This window comes from Streptomyces sp. NPDC048584, from assembly GCF_043199595.1.
Lineage (GTDB): Bacteria > Actinomycetota > Actinomycetes > Streptomycetales > Streptomycetaceae > Streptomyces > Streptomyces edwardsiae.
On sequence record NZ_JBICWF010000003.1, the window covers coordinates 514,114 to 528,758 of the forward strand.

At 69.5% G+C, this 14,645-nt stretch carries 13 protein-coding genes and 1 tRNA gene; 11 read left to right on the plus strand and 3 right to left on the minus strand.

The window, feature by feature from the left end; all coding sequences use genetic code 11:
- Nucleotides 1–94: 94 nt before the first annotated feature.
- A complete protein-coding gene (locus ACGFR9_RS10295; RefSeq protein ID WP_393205138.1) occupies nucleotides 95–490 on the minus strand; it encodes a MerR family transcriptional regulator in 396 nt (131 codons plus the stop codon).
- A gap of 1,121 nt (nucleotides 491–1,611) precedes the next feature.
- Here ACGFR9_RS10295 and ACGFR9_RS10300 point away from each other — a divergent pair.
- The 5 genes from ACGFR9_RS10300 (at nucleotide 1,612) to ACGFR9_RS10320 (ending at nucleotide 5,321) form a co-directional block, all read left to right on the plus strand.
- Nucleotides 1,612–1,899, plus strand: a complete 288-nt coding sequence (locus tag ACGFR9_RS10300) for a helix-turn-helix domain-containing protein (protein WP_393205141.1) — start codon at nucleotides 1,612–1,614, stop codon at nucleotides 1,897–1,899.
- Entirely contained in the window at nucleotides 1,896–3,476 is a 1,581-nt protein-coding gene (locus ACGFR9_RS10305; protein WP_393205144.1) for a helix-turn-helix domain-containing protein, read from the plus strand. Before ACGFR9_RS10300 ends, ACGFR9_RS10305 begins: the two co-directional genes overlap by 4 nt.
- Nucleotides 3,476–4,048: a transcriptional regulator gene (locus ACGFR9_RS10310; RefSeq protein WP_393205147.1), complete on the plus strand. Its 573-nt coding sequence runs from the start codon at nucleotides 3,476–3,478 to the stop codon at nucleotides 4,046–4,048. Before ACGFR9_RS10305 ends, ACGFR9_RS10310 begins: the two co-directional genes overlap by 1 nt.
- 56 nt (nucleotides 4,049–4,104) lie before the next feature.
- Nucleotides 4,105–4,178, plus strand: a tRNA-Met gene (locus tag ACGFR9_RS10315).
- Between the two features lie 513 nt (nucleotides 4,179–4,691).
- Nucleotides 4,692–5,321 (plus strand): hypothetical protein, encoded by a 630-nt coding sequence (locus ACGFR9_RS10320; RefSeq protein WP_393205150.1) that lies wholly within the window; start codon nucleotides 4,692–4,694, stop codon nucleotides 5,319–5,321.
- Here ACGFR9_RS10320 and ACGFR9_RS10325 read toward each other — a convergent pair whose 3' ends face one another.
- Nucleotides 5,322–6,437, minus strand: coding sequence for a hypothetical protein (locus ACGFR9_RS10325; protein WP_393205153.1), 1,116 nt, complete (start codon nucleotides 6,435–6,437; stop codon nucleotides 5,322–5,324). It lies immediately after the preceding gene.
- Nucleotides 6,438–6,544: 107 nt separating this feature from the next.
- Nucleotides 6,545–7,654 carry an ImmA/IrrE family metallo-endopeptidase gene (locus ACGFR9_RS10330; protein WP_393205156.1) on the minus strand — a complete coding sequence of 370 codons (1,110 nt, stop codon included), beginning with the start codon at nucleotides 7,652–7,654 and terminating at the stop codon, nucleotides 6,545–6,547.
- Between the two features lie 545 nt (nucleotides 7,655–8,199).
- Here ACGFR9_RS10330 and ACGFR9_RS10335 point away from each other — a divergent pair.
- From ACGFR9_RS10335 to ACGFR9_RS10360, 6 genes are all read left to right on the plus strand, one after another.
- A complete protein-coding gene (locus tag ACGFR9_RS10335) occupies nucleotides 8,200–8,508 on the plus strand; it encodes a hypothetical protein (protein ID WP_393205159.1) in 309 nt (102 codons plus the stop codon).
- 67 nt (nucleotides 8,509–8,575) lie between these two features.
- Entirely contained in the window at nucleotides 8,576–9,325 is a 750-nt protein-coding gene (locus ACGFR9_RS10340; RefSeq protein ID WP_393205162.1) for a hypothetical protein, read from the plus strand.
- A gap of 65 nt (nucleotides 9,326–9,390) precedes the next feature.
- Nucleotides 9,391–10,134: a hypothetical protein gene (locus tag ACGFR9_RS10345; RefSeq protein ID WP_393205165.1), complete on the plus strand. Its 744-nt coding sequence runs from the start codon at nucleotides 9,391–9,393 to the stop codon at nucleotides 10,132–10,134.
- 512 nt (nucleotides 10,135–10,646) lie between these two features.
- Nucleotides 10,647–10,853: a hypothetical protein gene (locus ACGFR9_RS10350; protein ID WP_393205168.1), complete on the plus strand. Its 207-nt coding sequence runs from the start codon at nucleotides 10,647–10,649 to the stop codon at nucleotides 10,851–10,853.
- Nucleotides 10,853–11,530 carry a restriction endonuclease gene (locus ACGFR9_RS10355; protein ID WP_393205171.1) on the plus strand — a complete coding sequence of 226 codons (678 nt, stop codon included), beginning with the start codon at nucleotides 10,853–10,855 and terminating at the stop codon, nucleotides 11,528–11,530. The genes ACGFR9_RS10350 and ACGFR9_RS10355 overlap by 1 nt, the downstream gene beginning before the upstream one ends.
- Before the next feature lie 260 nt (nucleotides 11,531–11,790).
- Nucleotides 11,791–14,217 (plus strand): Helicase associated domain protein, encoded by a 2,427-nt coding sequence (locus tag ACGFR9_RS10360; protein WP_393205173.1) that lies wholly within the window; start codon nucleotides 11,791–11,793, stop codon nucleotides 14,215–14,217.
- The last annotated feature ends 428 nt before the right edge of the window (nucleotides 14,218–14,645 follow it).

Here is a 14,645-nt window from a genome sequence, read left to right on the forward strand (position 1 = left end):
CTCGTGTGACCGGCCCGGTGATGGCGGGCGGTGTCGCCATCCTCACCTCTGACATTGATGTGAGGGGCAACCGGCTGAGATGCAGATCACAGCATCAGGCCGTCTGTGCTACCGGTTTTGGGGTTGTGGACAGCTCTGCCCGGTGTCGGCTGTTGGCTTTGATCAGTACGTCGAGTGCGTTCCGGGTCTCGATCAGGTGCGCGATGTCGGCGTCGATCCGGTCGCGCTCGCGCGTCATCGCCGTGAACGTCTCCTCGGCGACGCCCAGGTCGTCCGGGACGTCCACACACGGCAGCACCGTCGCGATCACTCTGCTGGACATACCCGCATCGAACAGCTGCCGGATGAGCGACACGCGCTGGACCGCAGCAGGGGCATAGTGGCGCTGTCCCGCGTCGGAGCGTGAGCTGGTCAGCAGGCCCTGCTCTTCGTAGTACCGCAGTGAGCGCGCGCTCACGCCCGTGTGCCTGGACAGCTCGCCGATCCGCATGCGTCGGAGCCTACGCCCGCGTGCTCCGGGTCGGACCGCCGGCGAGTCACGGACGCTCGCGGACACCGCCACGGCGGCGGGCTTGCCGTCCCGGTCCCGCGACTGAGCGCGTTCGTCTGTACGCGCAGCCAGGGGGGCGGCCGGAGCCCGCGCCGGCAGTCGGCCGAGCCCAACCAGGACGTGCCCGCAGGTGACCATCCGCTGCGGTCGCAGGTCAGTGCCAGGAGTACGGGGCCGGCGCAGCCGCGGTGGCGCGGGTGCCAGGAGCAGTTGCGGGCCAGGCACTGGCAGGTCCGCAACTGCCCGGGCAGCACATCGCGCCGGGCGTGGCGGGCGAGGTGTGTCAGGGCGACCAAGCGGGCTGAGGCGGTCTGCAGCCGGTAGCCGTGCAGCGGGCATATGAGGGCAGGTCAGCACCGGCCCGGGCGGCTGCGGGTGCAGCTGAACCGGCCGGATGCGCTGCACCGCCTCATGTGTGGAGAACCTCATCGGGCTCGCTGTCCTGCGGTCTGCGGGAACGTCGAACGGGCGCGTCCCGCAGGGCGGGAGCCGAGCGCCTCGCAGCGGCGGTCCCCGCACCGGCCGCTGTCACCCCTTCCCCGGCATGGACATCAGCTCGCCGGGCATCGCCCGGAACAACAAGAGGACGCCGCGCTGCGAACGCCACGACGCCCTCCTCCAGCCGGAGGAGCGCACCGAGTTCGCGGCCCGGTTCCGGGCCGGCCACCAGGCGCAGATGGCGTTCCTCCTGGCCTGCTGCGCCGGAAACGCCTCCTTGGCCGCGCTCTTGGGCGCTGGAGTGCGTACGGTGCGCCGCCACCGCCCGGGCGCAGAGCCACCGCCCGGGTGCCGGCTGCGCCGGGCCCTGCGCCGCCGTGTCGTGGACCTCGTGTGCCCGCGGTGCCTGTCCGATCGTGCGGTGGAAGAGGCGCGCCAGGCGAATCGGGGAGCCCGGCGCGCGGCCCGACGGCTTCCGTGTGGTCGGGGCGGCATGGATCGCTGACACACCGTGTGCCCGAGAACCTTCAGCTCACTCAGAAAGCTGAAAGCTTTTCTGCATTGATGATAGTGAAAAGCTAATTCAGATGCGGAAGTTGCATGAATTCGGGTAGGATGGTGGCATGGGATTGCGCTTGGAGGAGTCGCTGCGGCTGACGGTGGCCGCGTTGATGCAGGTGACGGGTGAATCGCAGCGGTCGGTTGCGGGGGTGCTGGGACTGACGCAGACACAGGTGTCGCGCCGGCAGTCGGGCGCCATTTCCTGGAGCCTGCGCGACGTCGACGTCCTGGCCGGGCACTACGGCATCGGCGCGCTGGATCTCCTGGCGGGTCCGACCAGAGCGTGCGAGGCGCTGCCCGCCGACAGGCGTCGTACCGTGCGGACCGAAGCGAGGGGGACGGCCCGGTGAGCGGCTTCGACGCGATCGACTCACTGCTTGACGCCGTCGGCCCCCAGGCCGAACTTCCGCCCTGCCACGTACGCCGCGAGCTGCGGGAGCGGGCTCGGCTGTCCAAGGCGCAGGTGGCACGCGCGCTCGGCGTGAGCCCCTCAACGCTCAGCGGATGGGAAAGCGGCCGCGACCCGGCCGGCGAGATCCGCACCAAATACGCCTACCTGCTGGACGGACTGAACGCCAAGCTTGCCACCGAGACCGAGACCGAGACCGAGACCGAGACCGAGGCGGCGCCGGCTGCGGAGCAGCCCCTCACGTCAGGCACCGCCGCGACCGCCGCCCCCCTGTCTTCGCCCGGCCTCGGCCAGGACGAGGACGGGGACGATGTGGAGCTGCTCGTCGCCCCCGAGCCCTGTGTGCTGTGCGGCCGTCCGGCCGGACAACGCGTGGCGGGGTTCGCTCAGCACCTGACCCCGGCCGACTGCCGGCCCACCGCCACCGGGGCCCCTGCTGCCCCGTCAACCGGACAGCCGACCGCGCACACCTCGAAAGCGCCGTTGCGCACGACACGTCCGGCGCGCGCGGCGGAGCGTTCCAAGGGCCCGGCCCGCCACGCGTTCCAGGAGACGTCCGGCCCGGTCGACCTGATCCGTGAGGCCGTGCAGGGCGCGCTCGCCGAGCACCGGGGCGACGCCGACGCAGCCACGGCGCTGCTGGTGAAGCGGGCCATCCCGGACGCGATGCGACTGCTGGACGAGACCCGCAAGGGCGCCCGCTACGACGTGATCGCACACCCCTGGATCCCCGACATCCTCAGGAAGCAGACCGCGCGCGGCGCCGACCAGATCTGGGAGGCCCGCCCCAAGTGGACCCGCCACGAACTCCCGCCCGGCCGGCACGAGGTGACCGCGCTCGACATCAACGGCGCCTACCTCTCCGCCCTCAAGACGCACCTCCCCCTGGGCCGGCTCGAGCACTCCACCGGCCCGGCCCACGACCGCCGCCGCTGCGGAGTCCACCTGATCACCCCGCCCGAGTGGGAGCACGAGGCGGTGCTGCCCAACCCGATCGGCCAGCGGGACGAGCCCGGCCCGCTGTGGGTCACCGAGCCGACGCTCCGCCTCCTGCTGCGCCTGTCCGGCCCCAAGCACCAGCTGTGCGCGCCTCCTCAGATCCACGAGTCGTACACCTCCGGGGCCACGGAGAACCTGCTGGAGAAGTTCCGCATCGCGTTGAAGGACGCCCGCGACACGGCGATCGAGCAGGGCGATACGGTGACACTTCAGTACGTGAAGGCGATGTACTCGAAGTTCGTCTCCACGATGGGGGAGTCGAACTACAACCGGGAGCTCTACCGTCCGGACTGGATGCACCTCATCCGCAGCCAGGCCTTCGCCAATCTGTGGCTCAAGGCGCTCAAGGCCCATGACGAGGGCCTGGCCGTCGTCCGGGCGATGGGCACCGACGAACTCCACGTCATCGGTGACTGGCGCCGTGTCTTCGCCGAAGGCCGAGCTGTTACCGAGGTCAAGGTCAAGGACACGTACACCGCCAAAACCGACGCCGCTGAGCCTGCAGGCGAGGGGGAGTAGTGCCGGAGAAGAACATCGACTTCGGGAGGTTCGGCGCCCGGGGCATCAAGGGCAGCGACGCCGTCGCTCGCAAACTCGACGAACTCGCGGGCGGCATCGCCACTCCCGTGACCGCCAAGCGCGGCTGGATGGCGCGCCTGCACTACCTGACGAAGTCGACCCAGACCCTGAAGGCCGCGCAGGACGCGGGACTCACCGTGACCCACCGGACGCTGAAGGCCTGGCTGGAGGACAAACGCCGCCCCTCCAGGACCAGCCTGGAACGCATCGACCAGGCGTACCGGACGGTGCGCCGCCGCTATGTCGCCCGCCATCTCCTCAGACGCCTCAACCGCGACGGACGCGGCACCCGGGTGGAGATCCACCCGCTCAACCAGTCCCAGGTGCCACAGCCGCTGCAGCGCGTGGTGGAGTACCGGACGATGAACGTGCGCCGCTGGGACCGCATCGTCGGCTCCTGGGCGGCCGGCGACCACCGGAGTCTCGACGCCGCGTGGCAGGACACGATCGTCGACCTCGGCTCGCAGTGGGGCCAGTACGAGTACGTCACCAACGTCGGCTTCGCCGCGTAGAGCCCTGAAGGTGGTCTTCGGCGCCTGCTGGGATGGCGTACGGTGGGGGACACCGACGCGGGGTGGAGCAGCTCGGTAGCTCGCTGGGCTCATAACCCAGAGGTCGCAGGTTCAAATCCTGTCCCCGCTACCGCGAGAGAGCCCGGATCCAAACGATCCGGGCTCTCTCGCGTTCCCGGCACGAGCCCACGTCTGCCTCCTGCCCGGCAGGAGGCGCGGCCGTCCTTGCTGCCTGATCGAGGTGATCGATCCAGGCCGTTCTTGCTGGACGCTCTGCGGCGGACAGAGGAGTCGTCGGTGACGGTGCTCGAATCGCAGTGGCTGGCGTCTGCGCACAGTGCAGGGTTGCCGTGCGCGCGTCCGCGCTGGGATCTCGCAGCAGGTCCTGGTCTGCACAAGGCCGGTCTGCGCATACCTGTCACCGAGCCACCGTGCGGTGCGGGACTTGCGCCGTGGTCCACCTGGCCATGCGGCATGCCGCCCGCAGGCCTGGTGTCCGGGGAACAGCGGTAGTTCTTGCGTCCGTGACATAGCACTGTGGCAGGGATCGGGCGCGTTTTTGGAACGCCTGGACGAGGCGGCTGTGCCCCATCGGGTGGGATAGTCGGGGCCGCCGGGTGCGGCTGAAGTCGGATGAGGCAGGGTGAACGGCATGGTGACCTTGGCCAGCCCGTCGGTGGGCACGTCGGTACGCGCAGCCTCTGCGGCCCTGCTGGATCGGGCCGCGCTGTCTGTCCCGCTCCAGCTGATGGGCAGCCAGGCGCTGCTGTTCTACCGGCTTGACGAGGAAGAATGCGCACGCCGCGCCCGCGTCTCAGCGGCACGCCTCGACAGTCTTGATGCGCTGCAGACGCTTCTGGAGCTGCCCGTCGACGAGCCCGTCGCACTGGCGTCGCTGCCTGCACGGCTGCGTTCGGCGGTACGTCGGCTTCCGGCCGGTGCCGCCGACGTCGACCGCTGTGAGGTCACCCGCCGCGCGGTGCGGCCGCTCACCGTTGATCTCGCCGTGGTGCGGGCAAGCGCCGCGGGCTGGCGCGGGGGACTCGAGCAAGCCGGCCGTTTCGCCCCCTTCTGCCGGCGCGCCCTGCTGCTGGACAGCGCTCCACCGGCGCCTGAGGAGAAGCTGATGGAAGCCGCCTTCTACGGCATCGGCGTCCTGGTGGCCGACGGCGAGAGCGTGGACCTGCTGCTGGAACCCCGGCCCTGCACCCCGCGCCGCCATACCCCCGCGGCATGGTGCTTCACCGAGGAGTTCCACCACCGCATCGGCTAGTCACGGCTCACCGCGCTCCGCGCCCGCCACCGGGCGTGCCGGGGAGGGGGCCTGCGGGCCGACGGGGGCCTGGGCCCACTGCAGCAGCTGCTGGGGCACCTTGAAGGCGCTGAAACCGGGATGGTCGAGTTCCGCGTTGAGCACCGGGTAGCGGTCCACCGCGCGCCGACAGCGCTGCTGCCACCACGCGGGCCGCCCGGCCGGCTCGACGGCGTCCATGCTGCGCAGCCACTCCATCAGCACCGCCGCATTGTGGGCGGCCGCCGGCACCTGCCAGTGATTGCTGACGAAAGTGTCCAGGACGAGCCCGTCGCAGGCCGCGCACCGGCACACCGGCGCCAGGCCCGCGGCGAACCTCTTCGCCAGCGTCTCGCCGAGGAAGAAGTCCATCAGTTCCGGCAGCAGTACGGAAGGCGAGTTCGGACCGCCCCGGGACCGCCTGGCCGCCTGGCCAGGCGGGACGATGTGCCGCACGCTGCTGGTGGCGCCGAAAGCGGTGAACGCCGCTCCGTGGGCCAGAGCCCCGAACGCCGCGAGGTCGGCACGCAGCAGCGCGGTCCCGGGGACCTCCGCCAGCAGCCGCTTGAGGTTGCCCACCGCCTGGGAGAAGCCGGCCAGCGGGTCCATCTGCCCGCCGAGCATGACCGCTTTGGGGTTCGGCACGACATTGAGCCAGGCGATCAGCTGTCCGACCGCGTCGTCGCGCAGCCACGCCACGTCCACCGGCACACTGAAGAAGACGTGGGGGTCCTCCAGCTTGAGAACCTGCTGGACGGCGGCCTTGAGGGCGTCGGAGTCTTCCGCGTGCAGATATCCGGTGGGCGTCATGGCCGCCGTCGCGCCCGCACGGTGGCCCACCTGCTCCTCGATCGACAGCTGCAGCGGGTCGCCGAAGGCCAGCTGGCCTTGCGAGACGTCGGGAAACGGGTCGTCCTCGCTGGCCGCCGCCACGGTGTAGACGGCGGGATCCGCCAGCAGCGGTCCCGCGAACCCTTCCTCGCGCAGTTTGCGGACCTTCGCCGCCGCCCCGGCCCCGCTGACGACAAGCCCGCTGCGCACCGGATCGAGCTGCTCGCGGATATAGCCGACGCGGCTCACTCCGGCCTGCAGCAGCATCCGACCCCGCATTTGCCCGGGTACAGAGGGCGGTCGGGTGAGAGGAGGGTCGGGAGGCTCCGCGGGATCGGAACCGGCACCCGGGCGCGGGGAGGGGAACGACTCAGTCATGGCCTCACCTTCGAAGCGGAATCCACCGCCGCGCCTTCGCGCGGGGCGTACAGCAGCCGGAAGTCCTCGGGCAGCAGCCGCGCACAGCGGGCGAGCTCCTCCTCGCTCATCCCCGCGTCCAGAGCAGAGCGGATCAGTCCGGGGACGTACCGGGGCCGCTCCCGGTCTATCCCGACCGGCTCGGCTGTGCGGTATCCCAGCGCGGACATCTCCACCATCACGCTGCGGTACTGCCAGTCGGTGACGATGTTCAGTCTCTGTGCCCGGCGCAGCAGCGCGGCCATCGACACTTTCCACTCCCGTTTCAGCCGGGCCAGGAGTTGCAGGTCGACGCGAGGCGTGAAGGCGGAGCGGATGTCTCGCGCGGGCATGAGGAACTCGGCAGCGAATTCGTCGGCCTGCCGCTCCTGCACGGTGCTGTCGCCGGGGTACCGGTGCAGGACCAGGTGTCCCAGCTCGTGCGCCAGGCTGAAGCGGTAGCGGTCCGCGGGCGCGTGGTCGTTGGCCAGGATGAGCGGCGGCTGCGTTCCGTCCCACTGGCTGACCGCATCGAGCCGGTCGCTGCCCAGATCACGCGCGACCACCAGCGTTCCGGCCGCTTCCAGGGATGCCGTCATGTCAGCCGCCGGGCCCGGCGGCATGCCCCAGGCCTTGCGAACCTGCCGGGCTGCGTCCTTCGCCGTGGTCAGGGCGTCGAGTGCGACAGCGGGGATGGCCGCAGACCGCACACCGAGACCGGGCCGGCACGCGGCGATGCCTTGCAACTGAACCCGCGTCAGGGCGAGATGGGCATGCTGGTGCCGAAGGGCGGAGACGGTCAACGACGCACGCTTGCGGTGGTGGACGAGCCCCACGCCGACCCCGTGTACCTGCGGGTCCAGACACAGCAGATCCGGCGGATACCCCAGAGCCGCCGCGTACAGCTCCAGCCGCTCTCCCGAGACCGCCAGCCGGCCGCTCTCGGCGCGGCTCACATACCCCTGGGACACTGCCGCGTCACCGCCGGAGGCCTTCACCATCGCCTCAGCCACGTCGGCTTGCGTCATGCCGCGGAACTCCCGGACCACCGTCAGCATCCCCGGCTGTGCCGGACGTACGTCACTCACGGCGTATCACCTCAGATCAGACCTCAAAAGATTAGCTCCAAATATTCCACCATGTAACGAAGTTGACAAAAATGACAGAACGTCAAGTACAGCGGGCAGAGTGATGGTTGGGCGTCGAGCTCCGGCTCGCACCGAGGACTGCTCTCGGAACCAGGAGAATTGATCAGTTGGCCGCGATGCCCGTGATGAACAGCGCGTCCGTAGCGGATGCGACCTCCAAGCTCCCGGCCCGATGCCCCTCAGCTCTCAACCACAGTGCATGGAACCGTGCATGCCGGGTTCGCGTCGGCAAAGACGTTCACTGAGGCTGCGCCCGGCGCAGCGCCCCGGCTTCTGCGGAATGTGTCGTTCCGCCCGAGGGGGCGAGGCTCAGCCTCTCCTCGCCCAGACGCTACCGGGCACAATACGGGGCACGGTTGCTTTGCGTGCCTCCAGGATGACTGCCTGCACCGAGGCCTCAACCGCCTCATCCGCACGCGTAACACCCGCACGCCACACCCCTGTCCGTCGCCCGGCGGAGCGGGGAGACACGGAGCAGCTCGACCGTGCACCTCATCCGCTTCTCCGCGTACGGGTTCCGCTCGCTGCCCCATGTGCAGGACATCCCGGTCAGCAGCCCGACGATCCTGGCCGGCCGCAACGACGGCGGCAAGAGCGCGGTCCTGGCCGCGCTGGCCTTCCCGCTGGGCGAGCACCGTCTGACGGACGAGGACCGCACCTACCAGCAGGACGAGGGCGTCAAGGGACAGCACTGCGCGGAGACATGGAGGACGTCTTCCGCCCGGACACCGTCGAGCAGGCCGCCGCCCCCTACCGGCGGAGCTCCGCATCCGGCGCCGCTCACGGGCCGGTGAGGCGGCGTGCCGGGAGTTCTTCGGATCGCAGCCCGCCGACAGCCGCCTGCAGGGCCTGGGCCGGCTGATGAAGAAGGACCTGACCGAACTCGTCACCGAGTTCGGCCTCGTCCCTTCGGGCACGCTGAAGGAAGACCTGCCGGCCGCGCTCACCGCACACGCCACGACCGTCCCGCAGACCGACCAGTGGCAGCCGCTGCCCAAAGACCTCGAGGCACGGCTGCCGCGGCTGCTGGCGTTCGTCGGCAAGGACGAGAGCCCGGACGACGCGGTGCGCACCGCTCTGAGCAGCTGCTACGAGACCCATCTGGAGGACGAGACCCTCCAGGGACAGGTCCGGGAGATCGAGAAGGAGATCACGCAGGCCGGCTCATGGACGGCGAAGACTGCCCCGTATGCGGTTCCCCCACCCGCCACCGCCCAGCCAGGTCAGCCCACCGCCGCCGACGAACAGGCCGCCGAAGCCGCCCACACCCGCGTCCAGCAGAGCGAGAACAAGGACAAAGCGGCCCTGGCCCAGCTGAACGAACAGGCCGCCACGGCCCGCGGTGAAGCCGGCGGCGACACCCCCCTTGCTGCCCTCACCGCCCACCGCACGACCCTCGAACAACAACTAGGAACAGGCCGACACCGAGCACACCCACAACACCGCAACCGCACGCCTGGGCGCCGCCGACGCCACCTACGACAGCCTGCACACGCCGCGAAGAGCTCACCCACCGCCTCGCGAACGCCCTCCAAGGGCACGCCACACCCGCCGACCGCATCACCGACCTCACCCAGCACGCCGGCCGCCTCGAGACCGCCGCCACCGTGACAGCAACCGCCGCAAGCCGCCACAGTGCCGCCGCTCTCGCGGAGCAGGCAGCGCACGCGGCAGGCTTGACTTCCCCGGCCGAAGCCTCGGCCGCCCGCCTGCCCGACGACGAACCCACCGCGATCGGGAGCCAGATCACCCACTGGCGTGAACAGTGCCTCGTATTGACCGCCCGGCTCGCCGAACCCGAACTGCAGGCAGCCATCGCCCAGCCTCCGGCCGACCTCGAGCACGCCGTCACCGAACTGAACACCGCCACCGCAACCCACTCCCGCACGGCAGCCCTCACCACCCAGGCCGCCGACCGCGCAACCGCCCTGGCCACCCTCACCGCTCAGATGGACACCCACATCCAGCCCCTCGAGGACACCTACCGCACCGTCGATCACCTCCACGGCCTCATCAGCGGCGGCTCACCCAGCAACCAGCTCCGCATGCAACTGGAGTCCTACGTACTGGCAGCCCGCCTCGAAGACGTCGTCGACGCCGCCAACACCCGCCTGTCACGCATGTCCCACCACCGCTTCAGCCTCGTCCACTCCGACGACAGAGCCGCCCGAGGCGCCAAATCAGGACTGACATCGTTACCGCCGAAGCCGGCGGCCAGGCACTGGACACCCTCTTCATCGACGAAGGCTTCGGCACCCTCGACGAAGACACCCTCCACCAAGTCCTCGACGTCCTGGACTCCCTGCGCGCCCACGACCGCACCGTCGGACTCATCAACCACGTCCCCGAACTGCGCCGCCGCATCACCCAACGCCTGCACATCTCCAAGAACATCGACGGCTCCACCCTCACACACCTGACCGAAGCGGCCGAATAACCCCACGACGGACGCCGGACCCGCCTTCGCCGACGAAAACGCAAGCCCCAGGCCGCGAACACCCACCGATCTTCAACCCGCCGTCGGCCCAAGGCGTAGCCACGACCAACGGGGCTGCCCGTATCCCTCTCGGCCGAAGGCACCCGACCTGCCTCTCAGAAGGAGCGCATCGAACACGTACTGCTTCATGCCATTTCTGCATGTGATTGAAGTGACGGAAACAGAGCACTGCGGTGCATGAGCACCTGCATCGGCCACCACAGCCGTACCAGTACACGCCAGTCCTGTCCGTTATGACAAAAGTTTCCGCAGACCCGAGGACCACCGTCCCGCGTGTTCGAACACCGCCGGACCCATGACCGCATCACGGCGCGTTTTCGAGGCAGTGCCAAGGCTTCCACTGATCAAACCGGCGGATTTGTCAGTGCCCGCTGCTACACCAATTCCCAGAGACCAGACCGCAGTCGGCGGCCTGACGACACGAAGGAGGAAGCGGTGGCGAAGCCGCCCGAGGGCTACTACAAGGTGCGAAGTCATTACCGGCGCAAACCCCGCCCGAGCGCGAAGAAACTGAGCGGCTGGTCGATCGCAGGACTGATCGCGGTGGTGTGGCTATGGAGCCAGCTCATCGGCTTCGGAGAGGCATCCCCAACAACACCGCAAACCCCTCCACCATCAGTGTCAGCGGGCGTGGGCCGCTGATGCCCCGCCGCTCGCCCCGGCTGCGCCCGCCCCGCGGCGGCAGGGAACAGGCCGCCGCCGCGGCCGTCGCCTGCGCCGCACTCTGGCTGCTGGCCAAGATCGCCACAGCCACATGGCAGGCAGCCCTCCGTATCTGGCCGTTGCTCGCCCTGCTTGCAGCTCTCGCCCTGGGGTACGCAGCCTGGAAGTTCATGCGCGAGATACGGGCCCAGAACGTGCGGGCCCAGACGCTGGCCCGGCTGCGGATCACCCTTGCACAGCTCGACGCCATGGACGACCGGGCCTTCGAATTCGCCCTGCGCGACCTGCTCCTCCGGGACGGCTGGAACGCACGACAGGTCGGCCGACAAGGAGACCAGGCCGCAGACGTCATCGGCGAGGACCGCCGACGCGGCAGAATCGTTCTGCAGGCCAAGCACACCACCGTCGCCGGAAAAATCGGCTCATCAGTGATGTACCAGGTCAAAGGCACCGCAGGCCCCGTGCACGGAGCCGACACTGCAGTCGTGGTCACCAACGGCTCCTTCACCCGGGACGCCAAAACATGGGGCGAACGCCACCAGGTGCACTGGGTCGACCGGGACCGACTGCGCCGATGGGCCGAACACGGCACGCCCCTCCAAGACCTCCTGCGGCTGCCCACGGCTCGCAAGACAGCCCTCCGCCGGGCCGCATGAAATCACGGGGTAGAGAACTCAACCCCCACGGAACGCCCGCCATCAAGAAGAGGAAGACCGACCCTCTCTGGGTCCCACAGCGATCAACCCAGCACAACATAGCCGCCACCACCGCCCATGACCCACAACCAACGACGCAGATCACGGGGCGCGCGTGACCCACAGCGCGCCCCCGCCAACCAAGAGACACTGCGCCACACCCCCTCCATACGCGAGAATGAACGCGAGTCAGCCCCTCACGCATGCCGAGGAAACGCGCAATGACCGCCAGTCCCACCGCAACAGAACACACTCGGCGTCTGGTCCTGCGCACCGACCAACAAGAGGGCCTCGCCAACACAATCCGCCACCTGCGCCGCCCGCGCACCCGCGGACACGCCGTCTCGGCCTGCGGCACCGGCAAGACCCTCTTCGCACTGCGCGTCGCCGAAGAACTCGGCGTGCGACACCTGGCAGTGGCAGTGCCCAGCCTGGACCTGGTCGCACAGTGGGCTGCAGCGGCTCGCGCGGACGGCCGCCGCGAGCCGATGATCACCATCTCCTCGCTGCGCGCCGAAGCACACCCGCTCCTCGCCGAGGCCAAGGTCGACTCGGCCAACGCGGGGGAGTACCTGGCCTACTGGCTCGCCCGCCACCCCAAAGCAACAGTCTTCTTCACCTACGACTCGCTGTCCAAGATCGAAGAAGCTCAACACTCCGCGATCTTCCCCGCCCCCGTCTTCGGCCTGCTGATCGTGGACGAAGCACACGCCACGGCCGGCACATGGCAGAAGAACTGGACCGCGCTGCACGACAACGAACGCATCCCTGCCGATCGCCGCCTCTACCTCACCGCCACCCCGTATGTGTGGGACGCCCCACGCCTGACCGAGCCGCCCACCACCAGGGCGCAGCCCAAACGCACCGCCGCCACAGCACCGGCCTGGGACGACCCGGCCCTGCTGGCCACCATGGACCAGCCGCAGATCTTCGGCCCCCGCCTGCACACCTACTCCCACGCCGACGCCATCGACGACGGCGTCCTAGCCGACTACCAGCTCGTCGTCCCCACCGTCACCGACACTGAACTGCACACCGCGCTCACCGATCCGGAAGCCGCGCCCACCGCGCGCCGTACCACCGCCCTGCACGTGGCCATCCTCAAAGCCATGCGCGAGCAGGACCTGCGACACGTGTTCGTCTACTTCCAGCAGATCGCCGACGCCGCCGACTTCGCTCGCCAGTTCGCCCACACCCTGCGCACCCTCCCCGACGAACTACGCCCCGACTCGGCGGACGACGTCGTCGTGCAGTCCATCGACGGCACCCACAGCCCCCGCCGACGCGCCGACATCATTGCCCGCTTCACCGACGCCGACCGGGCCGTGCTGGCCAACGCCAAGGTCCTTGGCGAAGGGGTCGACCTGCCGGCCGTCGACGCCGTCGCTTTCGCCGACCGCACCGCCAGCGTCCGCCGCATCGTCCAGGCCCTCGGCCGCGCCCTGCGCAAACCACCCACCGCCACGACGAAGACGGCCAGCCTCGTCGTCCCCGCCTACATCCCGCCCGGTGCCGACCCCACCGACCTCCTCGGCACCCCCTACGAAGCCCTCTGGCTGGTCACCTCTGCCCTGCGCCACCACGACCAGACCATCGCCGCCCGCGCCCCCCGGGCCAAGAACCAGCATCCCGCCCGCGATTCCCACACCTACATCACCCGCCGCTTCCGCTTCGACCACACCCTTGACCCCACCGCGATCGCCCGCGCTCTGGACCTGCTCGTCTGGCCCTCCCACGGCGCCGTCCTGCCCGCCCCCCGCCGTGCCGGCCTTGCCGCCGCCATCCGCTACCAAAGCGAACACAGCCACCTGCGCGTGAGCGCCGACTACGAGGACGCTTACGGCTACCGGCTAGGGCAATTCATCACCGGCCAGCGCACCGCCTATCAGGCAAGCTCCCTCGACCCGGCATGGATCGCCGAGCTTGAGGATCTCGGCATGATCTGGGACAACCACGAGGCCACCTGGCAGGGCCATCTGGCCACCGTGGAGGCCTTCCACGCCGAACACGGCCACCTTGCCATCCCCACCCAACTACCCGGCGGCCAGTTCCTTGCCGACCAGCGCGCCCTGGCCCGAAAGGACCGCCTCACGCCCGACCGCGACAACCAGCTCACAGCCCTCGACCCAGACTGGAAACTCCCCTACGGCCCCGACTGGCATCGCAAATACCATCTGCTGCGCCGTCACCTGGAAGCCGGCAACGACCCCAGCACGCTGCGCCGCGACACGGTCATCCATGGGGTGAAGGCGGGCAGCTGGCTGCATCGCCAGTTCACCAGCTGGCCCGACCTCGACCCCGGCCAGCGCGACCTGCTCGCCCGCATGGGAATCACCCCCGACCGCGCCCGCCTGGATCAGGAGCACGCCGCGGGCCGGCCGGGCACACCGCGGCGGCGCACGTTCGCGCAGACCGCCGACATCCTCGGGCTCTTCGTGGCACGATGGGGACGCACCCCCGGCGTCCGAGAGTGGATCGAGGTGGACGGCGACCGTGTCATGATCGGTCCCTGGCTCGCCAAGGTCCGCACCAAGCTGAACGCTGATCAACTCCCCTCAGCGCAAAAAGAGTTGCTGTCCGCCACCCTTGCCGAGCACGGCATCGATCTGGTCCGTGCTCCCGGGACCATCGGGCCATCAAACGGCTGAGCTCAGTGCGGCGGCAGCCTCGTTTCGAGGCGCCCCGGGTCCCATCTCCGTAATGCGGGGGAGTGGCAGAACTCGAATACTCCAAAGTTTTGGAGGACAAGGAAGCAGCGGCATACAGGATTGGCACAGCTCGGCGCTCTGGTCGTAACTGACGAGACGTCACCAAGCACCCAGTCGGGCAGAATCAGCGGCCGCCGACCCGTATTGCTAGCCGAATTAACCTGTACCCCAGTCATGTTGGACTTGGAATGCGAATGCAAGTCGGGGAGGAGGCACGATCGCGGAGCGATCGGGGCACCGCGCCGACGACTCAACTCCGATCCGCGGAGCGGATCCGGTCCCGGAGGGACCGAGCTCAGTCCCCGCGGAGCGGGGGCTGGACCGACGCGTAGCGTCGGCGCGTCGTTCCTGCGGAGCAGGACGCGCGC